Source organism: Paraburkholderia humisilvae, assembly GCF_902859855.1.
In the GTDB taxonomy this organism is placed as follows: Bacteria; Pseudomonadota; Gammaproteobacteria; order Burkholderiales; family Burkholderiaceae; genus Paraburkholderia; species Paraburkholderia humisilvae.
In genome coordinates, this window is sequence record NZ_CADIKH010000067.1 from 1 (window position 1) to 25,035 (window position 25,035).

The window sequence follows — 25,035 nt, forward strand, 5'->3', positions numbered from 1 at the left end:
CCCGAGCGTCAGCCCAACCGAAGCTCAACGAAGTGTTGCGACTGATCGCGCGCCTGGGAGGCTTCCCTGGCCGCAAGGGCGACGGCGAACCCGGCGCAAAGACCATCTGGCCCGGCCTCAGAGAAGTTCATGTCGCTGCAAAAACATTGCGCCTCTTACGCGACAACGATGGTGACGACACTTCTGTATAACGGAATGCGTCCAAGGTCCTCGGAACGAACCGACATACAACGTCTCCGTCTCGCACCCTGTTTCGGCTAACTTGACGAATTTCGATAATCTGTTCCACAACAGCATCGAAACGTCAAATCTAACGCTACCTTCGCCGGCATTCTTAACTTCCGGTGTACTTCGAGAGCACAAAACATTAACTCTTTGCAATAACAAATATTCAATAATCTTAATTTGACATATTTTATTCCGCCTATATAGCATGACTCCTATCGCGAGACAGCATTGATTGGCTCGCGAGAGACAACTTTAACAACATCCCTTTAAGCTTCCCTCAAGCCGTTGCATGAACAGCTCGGCATTTTTTTCAAGACGCTGACGCAGGCTGTCATGGCAACGCAAGCAAGGGGAGGGAGACCAAGATCATGAGCTCACTTCATCGGGCGGATCATTATTGCACTAGTAATTCTGGTGATTCCGGAATTACTAATGTAGACATTGCGCTGTTCAACGGCTTCGCGTTGCCAGGCATTGCCGCCATTACCGAAATTTTTCAGAAGGCGAACGCGCTCATCTCGTCCAGAGAACTCGGATGCTCCCGTTACCATGTCTCGCTATTGTCGGCTGCCGGGGGGCGCATTGCGAGCTCATCTTCCGTGTTCGTCTGGACAGACAGTATTGACACGCATCGAAGCACGACTGGCGCTCACTTGCTTTTCATTGCTGGTGGCTCGGGAGCCGAGCAAGCCTGCAAAGACGAGCGTCTGAGAGCCTGGCTACGTCTCAGACACCCGTTCAGCGAAATGGTGTATCCAGTTGCAGAAGGTCGATTACTGCTTGAGGCGACCGGCCTGCCGAGCCGCAATTGCCAGCCGCTACAAGCTGTCCAGGAAAGAGGTCACATGCGTTCCCAACAAAGGACTGATGAAGTGCCTGGATCGGTCGTCGCGGCCTTGCGAATTGTCGAAGTTGACCTGGGATCGGACCTTGCTCAACTGGTAGCCGAATCGGTTGCCCCAGAGGACCAGACTCCGTTCAGCATGTCCATCACGGGGCGGATGACGCTACACGTCAGTGAAAAAATCATGGCCTCGGCGCGGTGGCTTGAAGCAAACTTCGGTCAATCGATCTCAATTGACGATGCCGCACAAATCGCGGCAATGAGCGAGCGCACGTTTCTGCGACGCTTCAAAAGCGAAATTGGCATGACCCCTTCAGACTACTTGCTGCGCGCGCGTCTGCATATGAGCTGCCGGATGCTCGTCGAGTCACGCTTGCCGATTGATAAGGTCGCCCGCCGTTGCGGGATTGGCAGCGGCGGCCAGTTGGCCAAGTTGTTCCGAAAATATCTTGCGACAACGCCCACGGATTACCGGATGGGAAAAAACGCATCCAACATCTCAATCCAGATAGGCACGGTTGTCCGTTAAGATTCACATACTTGGCACAACGTCGCGCCCCTTGTCAGTGGCAAGATGCCATAGCTTGCTGCAGCGCGAAACATCCAGTGCCTGGCCGACGCGGTGTCAGTGTATAAGCCGGAACGCCGGAGCCGATACCGATGGCCAACGCCTGGTCGGTTCTAGGCGCGATTCCGGGCAGGGGCATCTCGCCGTCCAAGTCACCCGTCCCGCCGACAGACCGGGAACCCGCGACACGCGCTTGCAAAGCACCGCTAACACCACCGTTCACGCCGGTTTTGCCCACCGCCAGCATCGACTGCGAGGATCGACCGAGCGGATCCATACCTGACGCCAGCTCGTGAAGGTAGTTATCCGGCTCGCTTTGCGCGATAAGCGCCATGTAGGGGTCGCTCGACACATGCCGTCGAGCGTGTCGTTTTCGCGTCGTTTGAAGAAGCGGCGAAGCCAACCGGTCAGCGGTCTCGGTATCGCTGAGCATTTGAGCATGTGTACTCGGAGCACCAACCATTAATATACCGGCGATAATATACAATCCGTATTGCCGAGGTGACAAGGAAATGCGCATCCAAATCTCCGTACAAGGCTCTAACACTGCGAACGCTGACGTTTCCCCAGAGCGTGCTAAAACCGCACATTTCACGATCCCTTAGTGCTTGTCAGCGCGAGATCGACGTCCCGATTGAAACTGACTGCCGGTCGTGAGCTGCTGCAATTATGTCGCACAGTAACTGCCATCATTCGATTTGCCAAAATAGTTGCACCGCGCGCCTGATTTCAACGCCTGCCTCCGAGCTGACATAGTGGCAGCTCTCACGCATCAACTTCGATACCTTTCCGGTAACGAGCCACGCGACGTGATCTCACTCTAGCGTGTCTTCCTGTCGGTGATCCACGCGGTATGCCGTGGGCGTCTTCCCAATGTGCTTGCGGAACAGCTTTGCGAGCTGGCCACCACTACCAGCGCCACAGCGAAGCGCGACCGCGCCGACGGGTAACGTCGTCTCGGCAAGCATCCGGCACGCCATGTCCAAGCGTACATAAAGAAGATAATCCGAAGGAGTCAGTCCAAGCTCAGCCTTGAAACGTCGTAGGAAGTTGCGCTCACTCATCACGGCAATTCTGGCCGCCTCATCAATGCCGACCTGCCGATGACCATTCATTCCGAGCCAACGCGCAGATGCCTGAATCTTCTCACTCACACTATACGCCTCCCTGCGGCGGATTATGTCGCCGAAAGGATTTGATGCACGCCGTTTGAGAGGCTCGGTCACCCAACGCCTTGCGCTCGCGTCAACTTCTTCGTCGATCGTCCCCAATGCACCATTGAGCGACCTGATCGGCTTACTCCGCATGATTTTCCTCCCCACCGCGAATTCCGCAGCGCGAGATAACATGACTTCCGCACCACGCGTATTCGATAAATGCCGTTTTTCGCTCACCGCTTCGAGCAGGTGGCGTCCTTCACCCACCCGGAACACGTTCCTGGTTAGCCTGCATGTACGGCGTAGCCACGCAAGTAGTATTTCGTCATGCAACGCTTGCCCAACGACCGGACCACCGGCGACGAACAACCCATACAAGCGATCCAGATGCAGTGCCGTCTCGATCTTTTCCGTCCAGATGAAGGCGAATGAAGAGCTCGCAATGAGGCCACCGAATGTCGATAGAAAACGCACTGAAAAGCATCCAAAATTGCGCGCCGTTGAGTCACTGAATTCGTTCGCTTACCGAAATGATTCTAGAAGTTTTGCTATATCCGGGAATGCGAACAACGTCGAATAGCGTGATATCTATGGTCTTCACTTTCTTTGCGCCACGTAAGAAACTTGTGTGGTAATCGCCACCCTGGCCCCTTAAATCGAAGTACCGATCAAGTCGGCGCATGCAAAGCACACCGATAAAAAGACATCCGATGTTTCTTCAGATAGACCAATGTTACGGAACGCCGGTTTCGTGTCGATCAACGTGACCGAAAGACGCCAGATCTTGGCGGATCAAGGTAAAGTCCTCGCTATCCGTTAGCCTCCTCACCGCCTTCTGGTACATGCACTGAGCCGTCACCTGTGACACGGTACAAATGTCCATTCAAGTCTCGTTCTGATACCGATATCCATAGTCAAGGCCATACCTCGTCGCGTGAAAGCCGTTAAAGATCTGCCCCTTCACCTTCACACCTGACTGGTTCAGACGGTTTATCGTCTCAACCAGTTGACGCCGGTTCGTGACCTCCGCCCTGGAGACTACGAAGATCGCGTTACAACTCTGCGCGATCGTTAGGGCATCACTGACGGGTAGCACGGGAGGTGAGTCAATGACGACATAGTCGTAGCGCGCCTCCGCCTCCCGAAGCGTCTCGGCAAACTCATGTCGCTCAAGCAACTCGCCCGGATTCGGTGGCAGCTCGCTACCGGCAGGCAACAGATCGAGGCCATCAAATCCTGAGCCGACAATAGCTCCGGCAAGCGTCGTCTCGCCCGCCAGCACGTGCGCGAGACCCTTATGTCTCGGCGGAAGGGAAAAATACCTTTTCGCCCCCGAACGACGCATGTCCGCGTCTATCACCAGGACCCTCAATCCTTTCATGGCCAAAACATAAGCGAAGTTCACCGCCACGAATGTCTTACCGACGCCCTGTGTAGGGCCGGTGAACAGTATCGATCCACCCTCCTTGCCAAGAAGCGCGAACTTGAGGGATGTTCTCAGCGACCGAAGCGCTTCCACGCCCGGGTCGGACGGGTCACTATCGGCGAGCAGACCAACCGCCTGCAGCCTGTCAAGGCTTCCCGCCGGCCGGCGCTTTCTCACCATCTGCCGCTCCGCCGTACTGGCCGGTACCACAGCGAAGATAGGCACCTGAACGATGCGCTCGACTTCGAGTGGATCTTGCAAAACGTCCTTCATCGTAGCCACTACTTGTACCGTCGTAAACGCGATCACCACACCGCCCAGCACACCAGCAACGATAACGAGCAGAGGCTTGGGCCAATCCATTGAATCGGCGGGTACAGCAAAATCAATCACGGATACATTACCCGTCGTTCCGGCCTCGGCCACCTCGAGTTGCTGCGCATTGGCAACCAGTGCTGTATAGAGCTGCGTGTCGACGGCCACATCACGTGCAAGACGCAGATAGTCCTGCTGTGTCGACGGCAGGGCCTGTACCTGCTTCTCAACATCGCGCAGTTCCGCTTCAAGCGCGGCGTCCTGCGCCTGGAGTGTTTGCACGGCTGGATGCCCTGGACGGAACTGCTCGCGCGTGGCCTGCAGATTCAAATCCACAAGGGTTTTCTGCTTGATCAAATCGACCGCTCGTGTCAGTAACGCCTCGGTCTGCTCCTCAACATCAATTGTCTTTGTGCGGATACGATAGGCGTTCAATCGGTCCTCTGAGCGCTCCAGTTCTTCCCGGAAAGCCGGAAGCTTGCGGTTGAGAAACTGTAGACTGAGCCTGGATTGCTCAGCGCGATGCCGGATATTCAGTGCGACATATGCGCGCGCGAGATCATTGGCGAAGCGGGCTGCCATCTCCGGATCCCTGTTTTTTACGACCAACTGAATCATCGAAGAATCTTTCGTCGTCTCCTCGACCTTCAGATGCTTACGCATTTCCTCCACGGTATCCTGCATGGACTGTTCGACCAGCTTGAACGAAGTGCCCGGACGTCCGCGCAACGTCCGAATTTCGATGATGCCCCGCCCGGGTCCGAAGGCGGTTTGGACCGTGAAGGCTACGGATTGGTGGACGGCGCCGCGTGCTACCGTTAGCCCATCAGGGTCTTCGAGCGTCCACCGATCGCCGGGTTGCACGCGTACATGAAACTTGTCCCCGTAGAGTGCCTTCGGCACATCAAATTCGGCCAACTGGAGCCGCTCTCCCCCCCAGGCAAATCCACTCAGATCAAATGGCGGGTCCGCAAGTCCATCGGGTGGCGTCGCGTAGTACCCGTAAAGACGCCCCAACACCGGTATCCGGTTATCTACCACGACGGTAGTGCGCGCCTGTGTCGATCGAATCGCCGACTCAAGTACTGCACGCGAATTTAGTATGTCAAGCTCGCCATCGATCGGCTTGTTCAGGCTCAGCGCGCTTGCAACGTCGGAGAGCGCACCAAGCGCGGAGCCTTGCTGCTCATCGACCTGGATCAACACGTCAGCCCTATAGACAGGCCTGGCGACCACCAGATAGAGCAACGCCAACACAACAACTCCCAGCATGACGCCGATAAATTGACGCGAATAGCTTTGAACGTTGCGCCAGAGCGTGAGGAGATTGACGTCATCGTCGTCCTGGTGTGCCACATGAACTAGAGGCACGCTAGGCAATGTCGATTCGGACTTCATATTCGCGTCGCTATTTTTTCAGGTTGAAATTATTGCGGGACAAGCACCGGCAACCAACTGCGCGCGCTACGCTCGATCAGCGTCAACGTTGCGTCGAACCTCGCCTTGTCGCCACACACAGGATCATGGATTTCGCAGTCAAGCCAATGACCCAGTGTCCACACTTTCCCCGCCATCGTGGGATGACGCCGGACTATCTCGCGACGTTGGGCCGTCTCCATGACAAGTACAAGATCGGCCCAGGCTAACATCGGTGCAATAAGGCGCACGGAAGACAACTCCGACGGTATCGTGTACCCGCGCTCGAGCAGGACGGTTTTAACGAGTTCATGTACGGGCTTGCCACTGACCGCCGCCAGGCCAGCTGACAGAACGCGCTCCCCCTCCGCATTGAAAAGAACCTGCCGAAACACACATTCGGCCATTCGGCTTCGACACACGTTCGCGTGGCAAATCAGTAAGAGGTTCAAGACCGGTCGTATCCGTGGTTTATGGAAGTGCATTACTTGAACGCTTGCGCGCCTAGAAAGATTGAGCTGGCGAACGGCACAACCTGCGCGACGACACGATAAAAGCGTGTGACTTGCGCGGCGTCAACGAACACAAGGTCACGTGGTCGCAACAGGAACTGATCCGCCAGCACGAGCATGCCAGGAGAGTTGGCATTGAGCTGAAAGACGTCAACGGTGCGGCCTGGTCCCTGGCGGAAAACGTAGACTTGCGATGCATTGGCCGAGACCTGATTCAGGCCGCCTGCGTCCGATATAGCCTCCGAAAGGGAAAATGGACCGACTGGCATAATCTGCGAGACAGGCTTTGCCACCTCGCCGAGCACGAACACCTTCTTCAGGCGGCGCTCGGGCACGTGAATAATGTCGCCGTCTTCGAGCAGAACGTTTTGCGCAAGGTCGCCCTTGTAGAAAAACGCGTACAGGTCGAGCGGATATAGGTGCCCGTCGCGCTCAAGCGTAGCCGACGCAAGATCCGCGTCCTGATCGTAGCCGCCAGCTCCTGATATTGCATCGGCAACAGCTTCCGGGGTGTCCGTTAGCGCAATCGCCCCGGGCGCCTTAACCGCGCCTGACACATAGATCTTCTGGCTGCGGTAAGACGCGACTGAGACGTCGAGCTGCGGATTTTTGACATACTTATCCAGTCGCGCGGTGAGATCGCGGCGAATCGCCTCGACGGTTTCTCCTGCAACCATCACTTTACCGACATACGGGAAATAGATCGAACCGTCGGCCTGCACAACACGCCCAAGCGGATCCAGGTTGCCGGCCGCTGCTGCCGTGGGCTGACCGGTGTTCGCTGCAGGCCCGACCGAGACGATCGACGTGGTGAGAGATGAAAAGCCGGGGTTGTTCAGTTCCGGACGATCCCAGACGATCACGCGCAGTGAATCTCCGCTGCGCACGCGGTAGGTCGACGACCGAAGACGTGGAGGCGGCAATGAGGTCCCCGCACTCTGTTCGGTCATTGCTGCAAGTTGCGCGATGAGTGCGCCATTAAGTGGATACAAGCGAAACGTGATGCCGTCACGCACCAACTCGGTAGGCTGTGTTTCACCTGCTTGTTGCGCAGTTATCTCGCCAGGCGCATCCACACCCATATAGGAACCCGGAGCGACCGCGCATCCGCCAAGCGTCGTGAGCAGCGCCCACGACAGAAAAAGCGTCCTAAGCGCTTCGCCTCTCTTCACCGTCCCAACAGGATTACCGGTCACTTTTCGCATGTTCAATTGTTGATCCTTGACTTCCGAAGCTACCGTGCCGGAGCATAAACATGCTCAGCGAGCCGCGATGAAGCGCCCTCGCAACCATACGAGCGCCCTGCTTTTTAGAGCCGCCCCTCAGATTCGAAGGTGACCTGCGCGGCATACTTCCGTGCGCCCGCCGACGTGCCATCAAAGACACGGTCGATGCTGATATCCGGATCACTCCGCAGTAGCGCTCCCGTATCATGCGAGCGGCAAAAGTCAATCTGCGACGCTGAACGGACCGGCGAATCAGCGCAGGAAACGCCAGGACGGACGGCAACTGGTCGTCCAATCGCCGCTCGGTGAGCATGTGATGAATTGTGTCTACCCGTGCATTCATTGTTGTCAAATAACAGAGGTGAGAATGGAGTCCAGATAACGTCCGTAATCGGTCTTGCGCAACGGCTGGGCAAGCCTGTCAAGTTGCACGGAATCAATCCAACCCTGTCTGAAGGCAATTTCTTCAGGGCTCGCGACGAGCAGCGCTTGGCGCTGCTGCACCATGGCAATGAACATCCCCGCGTCTATCAACGATTGATGCGTGCCGGTGTCGAACCATGCGAAGCCTCGCCCCAGCATCTTTACGTGCAGGTCGCCACGCTCCAGATAGCAACGATTAACGTCGGTGATTTCCAGCTCGCCGCGAGCCGATGGCTTAATGCTCGCCGCAATTTCACACACGTCACGATCGTAGAAATAAAGACCTGTAATCGCATAGTTCGAGCGCGGTCGTTCAGGCTTCTCCTCGATCGACAGTACCCTGCTATCTGCGTCGAATTCAACGACGCCGTAGCGATGCGGATCATGCACGTGATAGCCAAATACGGTCGCCCCCGGATCACGCGCCTCGGCGGCGCGTAGATGCGCGCCAAGGTCCGCCCCGTAAAAAATGTTGTCGCCAAGGACGAGCGCGGATGCGCAATTTCCTATGAACTCGCGCCCAATCAGGAATGCCTGCGCCAAGCCATCCGGAGAAGCTTGAACCGCATAGCGGATACTCATTCCCCAACGGGCGCCATCACCAAGCATCGCCGAAAAACGCGGAGTATCGCTGGGCGTTGAGATCAGCAGGATGTCATCGATACCAGCCATCATTAGCGTCGAGAGCGCGTAGTAGACCATCGGCTTGTCGTACACCGGTAGCAGGTGTTTGGAGACAGCCAGCGTAATAGGATAGAGACGGGAGCCCGATCCACCCGCCAGAATAATGCCCTTGCGTTTCGATCTCATCGTTCAGACCGGTACCGGTTCGTTTAAACGACAGGCACGGCGGCTGTTCGCACCTTGGCGCGAATCATCCCGCACCTCACGCAAGACGTTACGACTCTCCACGCAGCTCTGCATGCTTGCGTTCACTATGCGCCCTGCGGCACGCCTGGGACAGTGCGTGACGACTCTTGCGCGGGCGCATACGACGCCGTCGATGACAAAGAACATGCTGCCCCTCTCTTGCGTTGTTGGAAATGACGCGGACGCTGATGAGAATCGAATACGGATATCACTTGCGTGCAGCCGCTTTGCACAGCATCGGCATTGCGTATCATCTAGTCGCTATGTTAGGGATGCAGATGTAGCCAATTCGGCCAATTCGTTGGCGCATTCCGACATCGTTTCGCGCCAGCATTGCATGCCTGTTGTCCCAGAGCGTTACCGGAGCAAAGACAACGCATGTTTTGGCGGATAGGACGAAAACAGTGACCGAATTTGCCACAGCCGTTGCCCTACTCTCTTGATTCAGCGGCTATTGTTCGCGGCAGCTTCCGCCATTCACAGATACGGGACCCGACCACATGCCAGTCAGGCAGCTTTTTATTCTAGGCACACGGGGTATCCCGTCATGCCATGGTGGATTCGAAACCTTTGCCGAGCGGCTTGCACTCTATCTAACGCAGCGCGATTGGCAGGTTACTGTCTATTGCCAGGGCGCCACTGGCAAAAACGAAACGACCGAGGACACATGGCATGGCGTGCACAGGGTCACCATACCAGTCACGCGCGAGGGTGCTATCGGCACGATGGAGTTCGACTGGAAATCAATCCGCGACACTGCAACGAGGAATCCTGCCCTGGTCCTAACACTGGGCTACAACACTGCCGCGTTCTGCTTATATCTGCGCTGGCGTGGCATTACTAATATTATCAATATGGATGGCCTTGAGTGGCAGCGGAAAAAATGGAAATTTCATGAGCGTGCGTGGCTGTGGCTTAACGAACGCATTGGCTGCTGGACCGGCAACCATCTCGTCGCGGATCATCCTGCGATCGAGACCCACCTGGCAACACGCGTCAATCGCAGAAAAATCACAATGATTCCCTACGGGGCCGACCCTATCGGCGCAGTTAGCAGGGCTCCGCTTGAGCAGTTTGGTGTCGATAAGCTCCGCTACGCTCTCGTGGTCGCTCGTCCCGAGCCGGAGAATTCCGTGCTCGAAATAGTCACGGCGTTTTCGCGCCGCCCACGCAGTGCGCGACTCGTCGTCCTCGGCAGTTACAATCCGACGAATTCGTACCATCGCGAAGTGCTCGATGCAGCAAGCGGCGAGGTGCTGTTTCTCGGAGCGATATACGATCAGAGCGTGCTGCGTGCGTTGCGGCGCCACGCTTATTTCTATTTGCATGGACACTGCGTAGGCGGCACCAATCCGTCGCTGGTCGAGGCTCTCGGCGCCGCCAACGCGGTAATCGCACGTGACAATCCATTCAACCGATGGGTGGCTGGCCCACAGGCGAGATTCTTCAAAACTGAAATCGACTGCGACATGCACATTTCCGCATTATTCGCGGACCCGACCACCGCCAGGGCCATGGGCAAAGCAAGCAATCAGCGCTTCGAAAGCGCGTTTCGATGGAATAGCGTGCTGGCACAATATGAGGCACTATTGGATCGACATCTTTGCGAGACCAGACGACATCTGAAAACAAAGGCCAGTGCCGCTCCTGCGAGCACAGACCACAAGACAGCGTTCGATCTGCATGCGCCAGCCAGAAGCGCCATTCACACGATCGCAAACGAAGGCGTGGAGGCACTCGAGACGAAGATCGAGTGATTCCCATTATCGAATGTCATCCGCTCAATCACCCACAGTATGCACACGTCATGAGACACCTTCTTCCCAGCATCCTCAAGGGTATAGCGATCACTTTCGTTGGCTTCGCGCTCGTTGATTTGGCATCGATCGCATCGGCCTCCAGCCTGAATGAATTAGCCGATGTCGACGGCTTTCGCCCGGGGTTGACGTTCAATACCGCGTCGGGCGCATCTCCTCTACGCGCGCAGGACCGCGTTGTAATCCGTAACGGACACTTCTATACCGTCGGAGAGCGTGCAGCCGGAGACAGCGGCAAGCGGATTCGGTTTTTCGGCGTTTCACTCGCCTTGTCAGCAAACTTCCCGTCAAATGAAGATGGCGAAAAACTGGCCCAACACCTGGCCGCGCTAGGAGTGAACATCGTGCGTATCCATGCGATCGATCAACCTGCACAGCATGATCCCGCCGGACCCGATGGCGTGTTGGTTGATGCCGCCCGGCCTACACTCGATCCGGCGGCGATTCAGACGCTGTCCCGCTTTATTGCGCAACTGGGGCGTCACGGCATCTATGTGGATCTGAACCTGTTCGTCAACCACACTTTTCCGGCGACGCGCTCGGGCGATCAAATCCCCCCGCAGAGCAAACCACTCCCGATTTTCGACGTTGACATGATGGCGTGGCAGGAAACCTACGCAAAATCCCTGCTTTCAGCGCTTCGTTTGAAAGACCAGCCTTATCTGGCACTCGTGGAAATCAATAATGAATCGACTTTGATTGACGCCTGGCAGGAAGACACATTGCCACAGCTCGTGAAGGGACGGTTCCGCGCGGAATTGAACGATCAGTGGGTAGCCTATCGGGCGAGCCATCATATCGACGCCATGGAATTTCCGCTGTCGAGGTCGGGATTGACGGCCAGAGATGCAAGCGTCGCAGCTCGATTTTTCATCGAGCTCGACGAACGTTATATCGATCGTATGGTCTCGCTCGTCAAAGACGTGCTGGGTGACGACGTTCCGGTATCCGGCACACAGATCATTCATTCCGGACGTTGGAATCATGGCGGCTTTGCGAATTTCGATGTTAATCGCTCGGCCACCTTTACGGATGCGCACTTCTACGTGGATCACTATTTTTTCCCACACCGACAATGGGACTGGACGGACTGGCGCATTTCGAACAGCTGGCTGGGCGACTCACCAACGGACACGCTGTTCAATACCGCGTTCGCAAGGGCCGCGCAGAAGCCCTTCATCGTCAGCGAGTTCAATCAAGCCTGGCCGAACGAACAGGGCTCCGATCTGCTACCAACGCTCACGCAATTCGCAATCTCACAGGACTGGGACGGGCTGATCCTTTACGACTATGCGCACGACCGTGCCTGGTCCTCTGCGACGCCGTCCGATTTCAGCCTGCGAGGCGACGTGACCAAGCTCGTCCAATTCGCACAATGCGCCGGCTATTTCCGTCTCTTACAACCTGACACGTCGCTCGCACAATATACGATCACCCTGTCCCCTAACGATCGTGTCGTCGCAGCCGCGAATGGGATAACAGGCAATCTCGCTCGCTATCTACTTAAGCATTTCGACATAGAGCCAACAGTCGCAATGCGTCGCCAGATCGCCATCGGGAGTGGACCTACCTTTGACGTAAGAGAGGCAACCGGGCATGCATCGTCGTATTTCAATTACGATGCCCCCTCCCGGCAATTCACATTTGGATCAGCCTATGCCGCAGGCATTTCCGGTTACCTTCCAGCCGATCACCCAGTGAAGTCCTCAATCCTCGATGTTACCCTTGCTCCGAGTCCGCATGGCTTTTCAACCGTGCTCCTCACCAGCCTCGACCATAAACCGCTCGTGGCGTCTAGTCGTCTGTTGCTGACCATTCCGGGCGCCACGATGGGTACTGACCAAACCGGTCCGCAGCGTCTGCAGACTGTGGGCCTGCGTGGTCAATGGAAGACAATCGTACCCAAGGACGGCGATACCCCATCGGAAAGTCTCTACCATGTACCGGGCCCCGCACAGATGGAGCGGATCGCCGCCACCATCGATATTCAGACAACCGCCGACCAGGCAAGCGTCACCCCCCTCGACCTAAACGGCGCGCCGCTTCACCCATTCGACGTCAGGATGGTAGGCGGGCATCTAAAGTTCAACGTCAACCACGCGGAGCAACCCTTTGCCGTGGCATATGAAATCACCCTCCAACGTTAGTGACGCCGCCTACGGCAGGTTGCGACGCCGTTGCAGAATCCCATGATTTCGGCTGAAGAAGGGCAGTTTCACGCAAAATAGTTAAAGCTCAGTTATATCCACATTCGTGAAGATGGCGCGGCATCGGACAGTGCCGCCAACCACCTTGCCCTCGCCCGCCTCGGACGAACCCGATGCGCTGTATCCGCACGCCGGCGTCCCGCGCGTCAAATAATTGCTGCGCATCCAATGTCCCCATTTCCGATCGGTTCGACCGTCACCCGAGTCTCGATTTCGAGGTCGTAGTCAACGCGATTCAAGTATCTATCAACCTTGGCAAAATCGCGTCGCATCGTGCCCGACAACGTTAATGACGAGATGCGCATGCGTTCTGCGCCCACTTGCTGCGCAAGCCCGAGGGTACATGGCCGTCCTATCCCCACTGCCAGGCCGGCCTTGCTCCTGAGCCTGTCGGCATCCAGTAGTGGCGAAGAAGTCACCCGGGCTGCGCTAACCTATGCCAATGCCCCCGGCCATTTCAAGCTGGGTGACAGCAACGAGGGCACCTAGCTGAACGCTATCAGGACGAGCAACCAGTTGTGAAATACCACGATTGACCGCCCCACGTGACACGCCGCGAAAGCACCCGCCCGGCGTCACTTCATCAGCTCGCTCCCTTGCGCTGGACAAGTCGCGGTAACGGAGCCCCCAGGTACACGGTCAGGCGGCTGCCGGCCTGAGTGCCCATGGTGGATGCAAGCACCGCCACGAACGCTGTGATGGGGCTCGCCAGGAACCAGAAATGCGTCTCCGTCACACCGAACAGCAGGCCGCTGACAAGCGCAACGTCAAAGAATGCACGACAACGCCGATCGAACGACGCCATGCGACGGAACGCGAGCATCGCGATGGCGAAGATGACAAGACCCACGTATCCTTCCGCATATACCAAATTGGTATAAAGTCCGTCAATTCCCGCACCACGCGTGGAATTGTCAGCGACCAGATTCGAACCCGGCGGGAGTAACCCCACGCCTAGCACCAAGTCGTTTGCGGAAAGCAGCACCTGCATGGCAAACGACAGACGACCACTCAATTTCTCGTCCAAGGCCTGCGTGCCCAGCGACAGGAACGCAAAATACGCACCGCTTCCGATCACAAGCAGCGCGCAAAGCTTCAGTAGCGCACTCAGCGCCCTTACGTTGCCGCGGGGTTTTTTCTTGATATAGGCAAGCACGATTGCGTTGATTAGCGAAAGCGCGGTTGCGACAATTGCCACCACTAGCGCGGTACGTGAACGCGTCATGATGAGTGTCACCACGCTAAACGTCACGCAGAATACATCGAACCATCGAAGCCTGCGCTTCACTCCGGTGCCAAACATGATGATCGTTGCCAGATAGATCACAAGCGGATACATCGCGGCGATGTTTGGATGAGCGAAAGACCAGCTTGCACCCTTGTCCCATCCTGCCATGTCCGTGCGGGCTGGAATGAAAGGATGTGCGACGATTGACAGTACAAGCGTGAACAGGTTGACCCAGCGAAATTCGACGAGCCATGTTTTCACCGAGAAGATCCGTGGTGCGATCAGAAGGCAGCAGGTGTAAGTAATGAGAAAATCGAAGAAGAACAGTAGTGCGGTGTCGAGCTGTCGGGGCTCGCGAACCAGTTCGACGAACTTCCATGCAAACACAAGCGCAAACGGAATGCACAAGCCGCGCGAAGGCAGTACAAATCGCCTGCGCAGCAGATCGCGTATCGTCAGGCGAAAGATCAGCAGTGCGGCGATGCCCCAGAATCCGACGCGCGAATCTCGTACATGCAGGTCTGAATACTGGTACGCCGGCACCATTAACCAGAGATAGAAAAGTAGTCTATCAAACAGATAGACAGGTTCCAGAGTTGCGCTCAACAATCTTTGCCTGCTGTTCATCGTACTCACTTGATCGTCTGTGTCTGTGCACGGTGGTTAGCGTGTAGCAAAACCGCCACCGCCAGTCCCGGACCAAACATCGCGCCAAAAGCCGAAGTCACAGCCACCAACATGAGCAAATTCCCCTCAAGATGCCATGACGTTGAGAGAAGATTGACGGCAATCGAGGCGCCTGCAGCCAGCCCTGTCACCACCGCCAGCAGATCCAGTTGAATCCGCCACCTCACTATCTGTCTCCCGCGCCAAGCGCAAAGAGCACAGTATGATGAGCCTGATAGCAACGCCGCCACACCCGCGCCAATTGCGCCGAGCCTCGGCGTGAACACCGAACTCAACAGCCCATTGAGCAACAGAACAGCCGCCGCGAAAACACACATCGTCACCTTCTTTTCCTTAAACTCAAGCGGCTTATGAAACAATGTCCCGAGGGAGAAGCTAAAAGCGGATGCCGTAAGCAACGGCAGTAGCGGCGCTGCAGCAGCGAACTTCTCCCCTAGAAACAGTCGCGTTGCCGGCACCGCAACGGCGTTGACGATTGCGACCAGCGTGACACCCGCACAGAGAAGGACGGTCAGCATATTCCCAAGCAGACGCGACGCAGCCTGCTCGTTGCGCCCGTTCCAGGCCGCCATCAGGTTCGGCCACGTAACGGCCAGAATCGGCGCCATCACAAGGCTAACCGAGCCAACCACTAGCGTTGATGCTGCACCGTAAAGTCCAGCGCTCGCCGATCCCGCGAACGCACGCACAAGGAGTCGGTCACAATACATGGCCAGATTCATAAAAATGAACCAGACCGTCATCGCACCACCGTAGGCGCGCAGCTTGCACAGCAGAACCCTTGTCCGGCGGGACTTGAGTTTCTGCGATATCGCTTTGCTGAACAACCCTGCGCGCGATGCGCCGAACGCAACACCTACGCACTGCGCCGCAGCGCACGCATATAGAATCCCACCGACGTCCTGCTGTGCTACCCGGCACACTAGTAGTGAGAGGCCGATCTTCAGGCTGCCCGAACAAGTTTGCAGCAGCGCATAAGACCATGCACGCTGTTCCGATTGCAGCATGGTGCCGACCAGCGTGAAAGGCACCTGGGCCGCAACGGATACCACAGCTGCCAGCCAAAGCTCGCTATCGGTCGTGCGATGTAGGAGATCAAGAAGCGCGGCGAACAGGCAGATAGCACTCAGCGCGAGCAGTACTCCACCTAGGCCCAGCAATACCGCCGCCTTCGTGTAATCAGACGCAGGCGCCGTGCAGCCAGCAAGATACCGCCCCGTCGCCTGTTGTAGCCACTGCCCGACAACAGCGCTCGCCAGCACGATTACGGTCACAAAAACGGTGTAATCTCCGTACACTGCCGGCACCAACTGATGCGTCAAAAGCGAGATGAGCGCGATGTTGAACGCGGCGTTACCAGTAATGCCGAGCGCGTATGGCAGGTACGTGTTCCACATCTTTGGCAAACGGTAGGCTGCGATCATCGACCACGCTCCATGATCATGGCTTTGCCGATTTCGGCTCGCCCATGAACGCGGCCAGTAGCTTCTCCACCGAAATACCCAAGGTGAACTGCCGAGCAATCTCCACTGATTGCTCGGCGAAAGCGGTGCGCCGCTCCTTGTCGCCAAGCAGCGATACCAACGCTGTGCCGAGCCTGCGTGGTGCCTTCGGCGGCACGACGAATCCGTTTTGGCCAGAGATTACGAAATCCCGTATCCCCCCGTTGTCCGCAGTCACAATCGCACAGCCGCAGGCCATTGCCTCCAGCGCTGGAAGTCCCCATCCCTCACTCCAGCTTGGGCACAGGTAGATCGACGACGCATTGTAGATCACGTCGCGCAACACTCGACGCTTCGGATTCTTCATGTACTTGATCCAGTGAGGCAAAGAGTCAGGACGCTCGGACGTTCCGAACACAATCGCACGCAGTTCCGGAAATACGGCCCTTGCATGCTCCAACGCGCTGATTCCATCTGCCGAACCCTTCCACGCGTGCGCCGAATAAAGCATGCTTACCACACGGGAACGCGCTGCAATCGAAGTGGTGACGAAGAACTCATCATGGTCCACAGGATTAGGCACCTGGTGAGCATCGTCACCGGACAATTCCTTTACCAACTGCCCGAGCCATGACGAGATCACAATCTTGCACATCGTCGACTTCAAGGTCCCGTCGACCCGATAGGCAGGCCCAGACCAGGTCTCATAATGCTGCACGAGGTAAAACTTCCGGCCTTTGCTAGCCGGATAACCCCTCACGTATTCCGCTGTACGCCACAACGAAGCAACTACCACATCGGCATCAGGAACGAAGCACGCAAAGAGAGCGGGGACTACGCGGATTCTGACAGCCGGATGCATTGTCATCCAGGGCACCACCGCTTCGCGTCGCGCGAAACAACCGCCCAGCAGGCGAACGCAGTCGACGCACAGCGCGAGCAGCCTCAACACCAGCCCTTTTCTGAGGCTCCACAGAAAAAGCGTGCGCGGATGTAACACCTCCACGCTGTGGCCGACGGACGCGAGCGCATTCGCGTACTGATAAATGATCTTCCCTCCGCCCGTGGGTATGGCGGTTAGGCGGGGAAGGATAAAGGTGATCTTCATTGTGCAAACATCAGCTGGTTTCGCGCCGCTCGGCAACCGCCCCAGAAGATCCTTGCGGGGTATTTTCAAACGGACGTACGGTTTCCGAGATGGCGCGCATATAGCTGTTGATCGTGAATGAGCCAACATATCTGCGCCGCGCAGCCACCGCCATGCGTTCATAGTCGCCATTTGTCATGGCCAATGCGCGCTCAATCGATCGGAGCAGGTCCTCGGGATCATTCGGCTCGAACAGCAAACCTGTCTCGCCGTCGGTCACAATCTCCGTCAAGCCGCCTGTGGCTGACGCAATCACGGGCCTTCCCGCAGCGAAGCTCTCTATCGCGACCCTCCCAAATGGCTCGGGCAGAATAGAAGGCACAAGAACAAAGTCTGCCCATGCATAATGAGGAGTGGGATCAACAGTAAAACTTTTGATGGAGACATGTTGTACACACTCGTAAGTCGTCTCCCAAAGCTTGACCAGCAACTCCTCATTCCCTCTAAAGACGTCACCAACGATGCGCACCTCAACCGCCAACCCACGCCCCAGTAGTCGTAGCGTGTCCAGCACGAACTGCTGGCCCTTCCACGGACTGATCCGGCCAATGATCGCCAGCCGCAGTGCGCGCGAACCTCGTGGTTCAATGGGAGCGCTCGCCCGGAACGCATCGACCCCGTTGTGAATCACCTGGCCGGGCAGACCGAACGTGGCGGCGGTCGCGTTGGAGTTATATATCAATGAGGCATGCGAGAACGTCAGCAGCGCCCTGAACACTCTGGTTACAGCCGCCGACGGAATCTCCCTTACATGAACGTATGCACCACCATGCCGTCCGTGCAAAGCAGCGATCGCAGCCACACATACGATGGTATTCACATAACAGATATCGTAATTCGGAAGCATCCGCTTATAGCGCGACCAGGCGCTCACCATCTCGCGCAGCGTTTTCAACGGATGTGAGATCAGTTTCCTTCGACGTAGTACACCGCCCTCGTCGTACAGGATCCGGTTTGCGTAACGTTCTACGTGCTCAACAAGTTCCCCTGGACTGGGCAACACCACGTCGATGGTCGCGTCTGGGTAATTCGAACGCAGCGCACACAGCGCAGCGATAAAACTGCGGTCGGACCCGTACAGCTCCGTGCCTTGATGGACCATTACAATTGCGGGCGACGTGTTCAACGAAACACCTCGTTCATCACGTCAAGGAAACGTCCTGGCGCACGTGGTCCCACGGATACACGTAAAATCTTCCACAAAACGTAACAGCGAATAGCCAGTGCCTCTAGCAGATTTCGATCGAAGACGTACAGCCACGACTGCCATAGCCAGATCTTGCGCTGCAGCACCGCTTGCGGATCGACCGTGCTGCGTAGAGCGGAATCGTGTCCCAGCACCGCGCCGGTCACCAACGCTTTCCCATCGAGATTCGAAACATCACGACAAAACCGTGTGTCTACGCCATACAGATGTAGGCGTTCGTCAAACGGTCGCGGCGCCAAGCGGACAAGAAACGCGCGACGTATGCAAAGGCCGCTCATCATCGCGGTAAACCCAACCGGTAGCAACGTATTGGGGCTAACGCCGCGCAGTGCAGCGCCTTTGATCCATTGCAGCCGCCCAGGGCTAATTATTTCCCCCTCATGCCAGATCACTGGTACGAACAGGTCGGCGTGAACGACATTGATGCTATCCACCAGCTTCCTGAAGAAAGTGTCATCGACACTCGAATCCTGATCAAAGATAACCACGTGCTCGCCGCGGGACAGGCGTAAAAGCGTGTTGTAGATCTTCGAAAGTGGTTCGTTTTCCCGCGACCACCTATAGCGGCACATAAACGGCAGGAGGCCCATATCGGGCGACGTGAGCGCTTCACGTGCGTTGTCCCAAACATAAACTTCAACGTCAATGTGCAGCGCCTGAAAATCGATACGACTGAGCGTCAGAAGCGTCTCTGACGCACTCGGGTCGCGGCGGTAGAGGACGACGAAAATATCAAGCGCGACCATCGGCGCGCCCCTTGCGGCTACCCACGACGCGTGCAGGAATACCCGCCACGATCGAGTACGGCGGCACGTCGTGCGTGACAACCGTGCCCGCCGCAATGACACTACCTCCACCAATCGTCACTCCACCAACCACAGTGACGCGTGCCCCCAACCAGCAATCCTCCCCGACTTTGATTGGCTTGCGTGTCGTCCCTTGGTCACGAATCGGCCGCGCGAGATCGTCAAAGTTGTGATTCTCGGGGTGAGCGCTGAAATATTGGCCAATAATCGTGTTCTCTCCAATAGACACGCCGCCCGATCCGCCCACGCTCGAGTACTCGCCAATTCCACAGCCAGCACCGATGTGGATGTAACTTCCGGGACGGGTTATATCAGTGCCCACTACGAGACGCGAATAGGCGCCGACGTTGGTGCGCTCGCCAATATACAATCCGCTGCGCCCAAGTCCGCTGAGTATGGTCCCGTCCCCGATCGTTGCATAGCGCCCGATCTCGACATGCCGCCCAAATCGCAATCGCACATGCCGCCCAACAAAGCATGGCGCAGCGCATTTGCAGCGCAACGACAGTGCAAGACCTCGTAAAAGATTCACGCCGTGTTCGAGGACATAGAGCATCAGATCGAAGCCCCCCACCTCATCCGCAATCTGCTTGCCCGGGCGCGCGTGTGACAGTGTCCAATTGACCAGCGTTCGCAGCATATGCTCGCCGTTTCTGTATGCACAGGCAACGCGATTCCGATGCGCATTCGTTACGCCTGGCTCGCGCGTCGGCCTGTATAAGGCCCGTCGATAACGACCACCAAAAACCAACATTTCGTTCAGCGCGGCCTCCAACTGATCGAACTCCTTGAATTTTCATATTCGTTCTGTTTGGGCAAGTAATCTCGTGGCTTCGTCGAGTACTCGGAAAATTCCCTTCTGACGGCGCCCCAGTACGCGTCGCCGTTCAGTCCGGTATGGTGGACACCGCCGATTACGGCCTAGACTTGCTCGTTTGCGTCACGGTCCAGGCGTGCCGTCGCAAGCTCCTCCCTCGCAAATCATTCTTCACGAATCTTGTCGCGTGGAAACGTCGTTGGCGGATTTCACCAAGGTTTTTTCCTTATCTCGCCAAGCCACCACAGAGAATCAGCGCGTGCGCGCATTTCTTGGCCCGGACACTTCCATTGCGACTGAGACACCATGGCGGCTGACAGACCTGTCCTGTCATTACCTGGGGACTGTGTCCACGAGCGGCCTTGTGTCGCCGTCAATGCGGAGCCACCTGAAATGCGTGGTGCACTAACGCAATTGTCCCCATCATCGGTAATCAATATGCGTTGCGATGGATAAAACCCTTCAGCAAGGTTGTCGCGATGATTTTTATGTCGAACGCCATCGACCAGTTACATAAGTAATAAAAATCATGCTCGACGCGCTTTTGCATCTTTTCTACCTGTTCGGTTTCGCCGCGATATCCGTTCACCTGCGCCCAGCCGGTGATCCCGGGTTTGATCCTGTAGCGATGGATATAACGGTCGATCACTTTTCCATATAACTCGTCGTGTTCAATCGCGTGCGGCCGCGGACCAACCACGGACATCTCACCGCGCAGGACATTGATGAACTGCGGTAGTTCGTCCAGGCTCGTGCGACGCAAGAAAGCACCGACACGGGTAATCCGCGGATCGGCCCGCGTCGCCTGTTGCAGCCCACCATCGGCCTGCTGGTGAACGTGCATCGATCTGAATTTATAGATCGAGAATATCCGGCCGTTGGCACCTCTACGCCTTTGCCTGAAAAATACGGGCCCTGGCGATGAAAGTTTTATTGCCACCGCGATAGCCATAAAAATCGGGGCCCCCGCGACGAGCACGAAGATGGCGAACACCCGATCAAACGCCGCCTTTTGCGCGAGCGCCGCTGGCGAGAGGGGCGACGCCGCAAGATTGATTGCCGGCGAGCCAAGCAGTTCGACTAGTCCACCGTCAAACAGCGCTAAGCCACCCACATCAGGTACCAGGCGGATGTTGATCAAATCCTCGCGAAAGGTGCCAAGGAAACGCACGATCGTCGACTGATCGGATAGTGGGAGCGCAAGCCATAGCTCATGGACATTAGCTTCGCGAACATGGCTGACGAACGCCTCGAAATCCATGAAAACGCGCAGTCCGATCTCTGCACCGCTCACGTCGTCCCGTGGGCAGAATACCGCTTCAGGCCGAAAGCCGCTGCCGGGCGCCGCCTCAATGTTGAGCAACAGTCTCCGCAAATGCCCGATGTCTCCGACGAGTGCCACACACCGTTGATTCAGGCCAGCATGACGCAGTCGCCCCAACACCGCGTAAGTTACGATTCGTACGCCGGCCAACGCCACGGAACCCGCCCCAGCCCAGTAGGCGAACCATAGGCGCGCCGCATCGTTCGTAGAGTGCAGGCACAGCATTAAAACCCAGACGCACGTCTGTACCGAAATCCATGCGATCAAAACGCGCCGGACAAGGAGCATCATCGAACGTCCTCGCCAGGACTGGTAAACGCCAAAAACCGGCATCAATGTGAGCCAGCATGCCATCGAAAAAGGCGCGAAGATGGCGTCAAACCTGCAGATCGCAAGCGACGCCTCGCAGCGGTATCTTGAAGCTATGTGAGCAGACGCGCCAATAGCAATTATGTCAACAAGCCGTCTGACAAGCCCATGCAGGTCATAATCCACGCTAGCACGACGTTCGAGAGTATTGACCTGCATCGCTTGCACCTATGGCGTCACGTGAATATCGCGAAGCATTGGATAACATCGAAATCGAATTCTTAAATCCATCCGAAGCACTGTGTCTTGCAACAGCACACGAGAGCACACTTTACGGACCTTCATCCCGAACCAATCATATCTGGCAACGCCGTTATCGATTTTGAGGTGACCGATAAGAACCACATGTTGGCGGTTCGAACATCAATCGCGGAAATGCAAATTAAATATTTAAGCATCAGCGGTCTTCTCGGCATATTATTGATGTGTCATGGGCGTTTAATCCGTTACTCGAAGCATTAAATTAGAGTCAATGCTGTCGATATGAGTCACGTGATCGCACAAATGAGCGCGCACAAAAAATGCGCGAGAATCAAGATGGGTGGCAGGCACGTATAGCAGCATCACTTTCCCGAATATGCCGACTGCGACTGAAGCCTCTTTTTCTGTAGGAATTGCTCATATCTGGTTCGTGCGATCTTACTGCGGGACAAACCCCCTCTGCGACGCGGACTCACGGGCGCTCAAGCACCTCTCAGTGAACAACCTGTTGACTTCTTTCGGTTATGGTGCCCGCTGGCCGATTCTTTCTGTTCGGTTGAATGGAAATGCATGCAACTCGTTAGGCTCTCTCGGGACAGCGCTTCGTCCGGCATTAAAGTCAGTGGCCTCCATCATTCTATGCATCACATCATTCTGCGCAGCGATGCACCTTTGAGCACGATATGATGGCCGATTGCTGCAAGCGCATGCAAGCCGATGACCCAATAGAAGGCATTTCCAATGAACTCATGTACTTCCTTAATCACCTTGCTCGCTTCTTGTGACGGACCTGTAAGAGTAATATGGTAGTTGAGTCCGGCAAGCGTCAAAGGGTGTCCCGCAGTGTTAATCATGAGAATACCCAATATTGGCTGCAAAAAGATAAAAATATAAAGTAACAGGTGCATGAGTCGCGACAGAAATGTGACGACGCGCGAAGAACTCAAATCATCGGGGGGGCGGCGCCACAGACGCCACAGCAGGCGCGGCAATGCGAGTGCCAGTACCAAGGTGCCAGCCCAAAAATGCACCGAGGTCCATAGAACCCGACTCTCACTGCCCTTAGGTCCACGCATCTCTATCGCAAAGTATGCCGTCGCGACAAGCAGGAAAATTACCCAATGAAATAGGACAGCAGGGCGTGAATAACGTTGCAGATCAGGCGAAGTGACCATAAAATCTCCAAAAAATAATTAACAACGTTTTAAAGAAAAATACTTGCATTCTTGTCACCGACATCTCTTTCCCGCCAACGAATATATTTCATGCTATTTTTAATTATATACACTTCATAAAAATCAGTTTCCAAAGCGGATTGGCATTATCCAGAAAAATCTTAGCCATACAACCATACCCTGCAAGTTATCGATGATCATGTAAAAACTGAAGTGGGAGCATCTCTAAAGGTGCGAGGGAACGACACACACTCCGTCATCCTGGCGGCGGCACAACGTTCTTAGAAGGTTTTATGAATTTTCGGCCGGACCTGGTAACCTGGCGGGATGAAAAGACGCTGATCCTACCCAACGGATGTATCGGATGAAGCGCGGTACTTCGCCGCTCCGTACCTGGCATTGTTGAACAAGGACGCACCACAGCGTCGCTACGAACTGCGCGAGATGTTCAACGCGTTGCGCTGGATTCAGGCAGGCTGCGTCGACATCATGGTCAATGACCTGCGTTCGATTATGCGGGTCGCGCAGAGGCGCCGTGGTCAACCCAGCGCGGTCATTCTCGACGGACGCACGCTGCAGTCGACCTGCGAGAGTGGGCCTCGCGCTGGTTACGACGGCTACAAACGCAAACGCGGCAGCGAGGTACATATGACGCTTGGTACCTTGGGGCAGTTGCTTGCCGTGAATGTGAGGCCGGCCAACGAGCAGGAGCGCGCACAGGTCGGGGAACTGGCGCGTCAGGTTCAGAAGGCCACTGGCCCGGTCAAGGTGGCGTTCGCCGATCAGGGATACACCGGCGAGGAACCTGCGCAGGATGTACTCGACGAAGGCATCGAGCTTCAGGTCATCAGACTGCCGGAGATGAAAAAGGGCTTCGTTTTGTTGCCGCGCCGCTGGGTGGTTGAACGCAGCTTTGGATAACTCAACCGCTTCCGCCGGTTGGCGAGAGACTACGAACGATTGCCCGAAACCTTGGCTGGTTTGCATGTCGTCGCCTTCTCCGTGCTTATACTCGCTCATTTTCCAGTTCTTAACAAAAATACATAACATCTAGTCAGCTCACAATTGTAAAAAAGAGAAGCACATCTCGCCTGCATATGCCGGAGTGCTTCTCTTTGCCGACATCTTGTGCCGCCCAAGCACTTCAGTTCAGCGTATAAGAAACCCCTAGCCCAACGCCAAAGTCCGTATGGCTAAGCGTAGGTGTAACGGTTAGACCACCGCCGAAACGCCACAAGCCACTTTCCGAAGTCCCACCAAAACCCGCGGCAATGCCGGACTGACCGTGGTAATAGCCTGTGGCGGCGGCTACCGAGTACTTGCCCGGCCGGTCGTCGTAGCGCAGATTCGCCATGGCAATAGCGTTCGCCGCGCCAGCATACGCAGCTTTTGCAGTATCGTTGATCGCGCTATTTACCTGGGCAAAGCGCTGGTCGGTGTAGCTGTTGGCCTGCCCGACGCCCTGCGCGACAGTCTGGTTGAGCTGCTGCACGTTCACCGCGTCAGTGGCCTGCGTGCCCGCCGCCACGTTCGTGACCTGCCGCTCCGCGCCTGGCGCGCCCACGCTCACCACGTTGCTGCGGCCCCCGTCGCTCGAGTTCGCCCCGATCGCCGCCGAGTTGC

Annotated in this window: 18 protein-coding genes and 1 pseudogene; 5 read left to right on the plus strand and 14 right to left on the minus strand. The window is 56.3% G+C overall.

The genetic code is table 11. From position 1 onward, the window contains the following. On the plus strand, nt 1–191 hold a 191-nt coding region (locus HV796_RS34820), incomplete at its 5' end, for an IS4 family transposase (RefSeq protein ID WP_281369943.1). Nucleotides 192–596: 405 nt separating this feature from the next. Beyond that, entirely contained in the window at nt 597–1,601 is a 1,005-nt protein-coding gene (locus tag HV796_RS34825; RefSeq protein ID WP_175232429.1) for a GlxA family transcriptional regulator, read from the plus strand. A gap of 854 nt (nt 1,602–2,455) precedes the next feature. Here HV796_RS34825 and HV796_RS34830 read toward each other — a convergent pair. From HV796_RS34830 to rfbA, 5 genes are all read right to left on the minus strand, one after another. Then, nucleotides 2,456–3,271 (minus strand): helix-turn-helix domain-containing protein, encoded by an 816-nt coding sequence (locus HV796_RS34830; protein WP_175232430.1) that lies wholly within the window; start codon nt 3,269–3,271, stop codon nt 2,456–2,458. Nucleotides 3,272–3,680: 409 nt separating this feature from the next. Next, the gene (locus HV796_RS34835) at nt 3,681–5,936 is read right to left on the minus strand and encodes a polysaccharide biosynthesis tyrosine autokinase (RefSeq protein ID WP_175232431.1); all 2,256 of its coding nucleotides are present in this window, start codon (nt 5,934–5,936) and stop codon (nt 3,681–3,683) included. Nucleotides 5,937–5,965: 29 nt separating this feature from the next. Next, complete coding sequence (locus HV796_RS34840) at nt 5,966–6,406, minus strand: arsenate reductase/protein-tyrosine-phosphatase family protein (protein ID WP_175232432.1); 441 nt, start codon at nt 6,404–6,406, stop codon at nt 5,966–5,968. A gap of 32 nt (nt 6,407–6,438) precedes the next feature. Continuing rightward, the gene (locus tag HV796_RS34845; RefSeq protein ID WP_246356199.1) at nt 6,439–7,671 is read right to left on the minus strand and encodes a polysaccharide biosynthesis/export family protein; all 1,233 of its coding nucleotides are present in this window, start codon (nt 7,669–7,671) and stop codon (nt 6,439–6,441) included. 369 nt (nt 7,672–8,040) lie between these two features. After that, nucleotides 8,041–8,925 (minus strand): glucose-1-phosphate thymidylyltransferase RfbA, encoded by an 885-nt coding sequence (gene rfbA / locus HV796_RS34850; protein ID WP_175232434.1) that lies wholly within the window; start codon nt 8,923–8,925, stop codon nt 8,041–8,043. Between the two features lie 560 nt (nt 8,926–9,485). On the opposite strand from rfbA, the gene HV796_RS34855 reads away from it, so the two are divergent. Both HV796_RS34855 and HV796_RS34860 read left to right on the plus strand, forming a co-directional pair. Then, a complete protein-coding gene (locus HV796_RS34855; protein ID WP_175232435.1) occupies nt 9,486–10,742 on the plus strand; it encodes a DUF1972 domain-containing protein in 1,257 nt (418 codons plus the stop codon). Further along, complete coding sequence (locus HV796_RS34860; RefSeq protein WP_175232436.1) at nt 10,739–12,949, plus strand: hypothetical protein; 2,211 nt, start codon at nt 10,739–10,741, stop codon at nt 12,947–12,949. Before HV796_RS34855 ends, HV796_RS34860 begins: the two co-directional genes overlap by 4 nt. 643 nt (nt 12,950–13,592) lie before the next feature. Here the strand turns inward: HV796_RS34860 and HV796_RS34865 are convergent. The 8 genes from HV796_RS34865 to HV796_RS34900 form a co-directional block, all read right to left on the minus strand. Beyond that, complete coding sequence (locus HV796_RS34865; protein WP_175232437.1) at nt 13,593–14,843, minus strand: hypothetical protein; 1,251 nt, start codon at nt 14,841–14,843, stop codon at nt 13,593–13,595. A 26-nt stretch (nt 14,844–14,869) separates the two neighbouring features. Further along, nucleotides 14,870–16,348: an oligosaccharide flippase family protein gene (locus HV796_RS34870; RefSeq protein ID WP_175232438.1), complete on the minus strand. Its 1,479-nt coding sequence runs from the start codon at nt 16,346–16,348 to the stop codon at nt 14,870–14,872. 16 nt (nt 16,349–16,364) lie between these two features. Beyond that, nucleotides 16,365–17,474, minus strand: a complete 1,110-nt coding sequence (locus tag HV796_RS34875; protein WP_175232439.1) for a glycosyltransferase family 4 protein — start codon at nt 17,472–17,474, stop codon at nt 16,365–16,367. Nucleotides 17,475–17,484: 10 nt separating this feature from the next. Further along, nucleotides 17,485–18,639: a glycosyltransferase family 4 protein gene (locus HV796_RS34880; RefSeq protein WP_175232440.1), complete on the minus strand. Its 1,155-nt coding sequence runs from the start codon at nt 18,637–18,639 to the stop codon at nt 17,485–17,487. Then, on the minus strand, nt 18,636–19,466 hold the full coding sequence (locus tag HV796_RS34885) for a glycosyltransferase (protein ID WP_175232441.1): 831 nt from the start codon (nt 19,464–19,466) through the stop codon (nt 18,636–18,638). The genes HV796_RS34880 and HV796_RS34885 overlap by 4 nt, the downstream gene beginning before the upstream one ends. After that, the gene (locus HV796_RS34890; protein ID WP_175232442.1) at nt 19,453–20,301 is read right to left on the minus strand and encodes an acyltransferase; all 849 of its coding nucleotides are present in this window, start codon (nt 20,299–20,301) and stop codon (nt 19,453–19,455) included. The genes HV796_RS34885 and HV796_RS34890 overlap by 14 nt, the downstream gene beginning before the upstream one ends. A gap of 475 nt (nt 20,302–20,776) precedes the next feature. Further along, a complete protein-coding gene (locus HV796_RS34895) occupies nt 20,777–22,195 on the minus strand; it encodes an undecaprenyl-phosphate glucose phosphotransferase (protein WP_175232443.1) in 1,419 nt (472 codons plus the stop codon). 686 nt (nt 22,196–22,881) lie between these two features. Then, nucleotides 22,882–23,412 carry a cytochrome b gene (locus HV796_RS34900; protein ID WP_175232444.1) on the minus strand — a complete coding sequence of 177 codons (531 nt, stop codon included), beginning with the start codon at nt 23,410–23,412 and terminating at the stop codon, nt 22,882–22,884. A gap of 393 nt (nt 23,413–23,805) precedes the next feature. On the opposite strand from HV796_RS34900, the pseudogene HV796_RS34905 reads away from it, so the two are divergent. Then, nucleotides 23,806–24,459: pseudogene (locus HV796_RS34905) on the plus strand (transposase). A 97-nt stretch (nt 24,460–24,556) separates the two neighbouring features. On the opposite strand, the gene HV796_RS45540 reads toward HV796_RS34905, so the two are convergent. Next, nucleotides 24,557–25,035: YadA-like family protein (locus HV796_RS45540; RefSeq protein ID WP_175232445.1), on the minus strand; the 479-nt coding region annotated here is incomplete at its 5' end.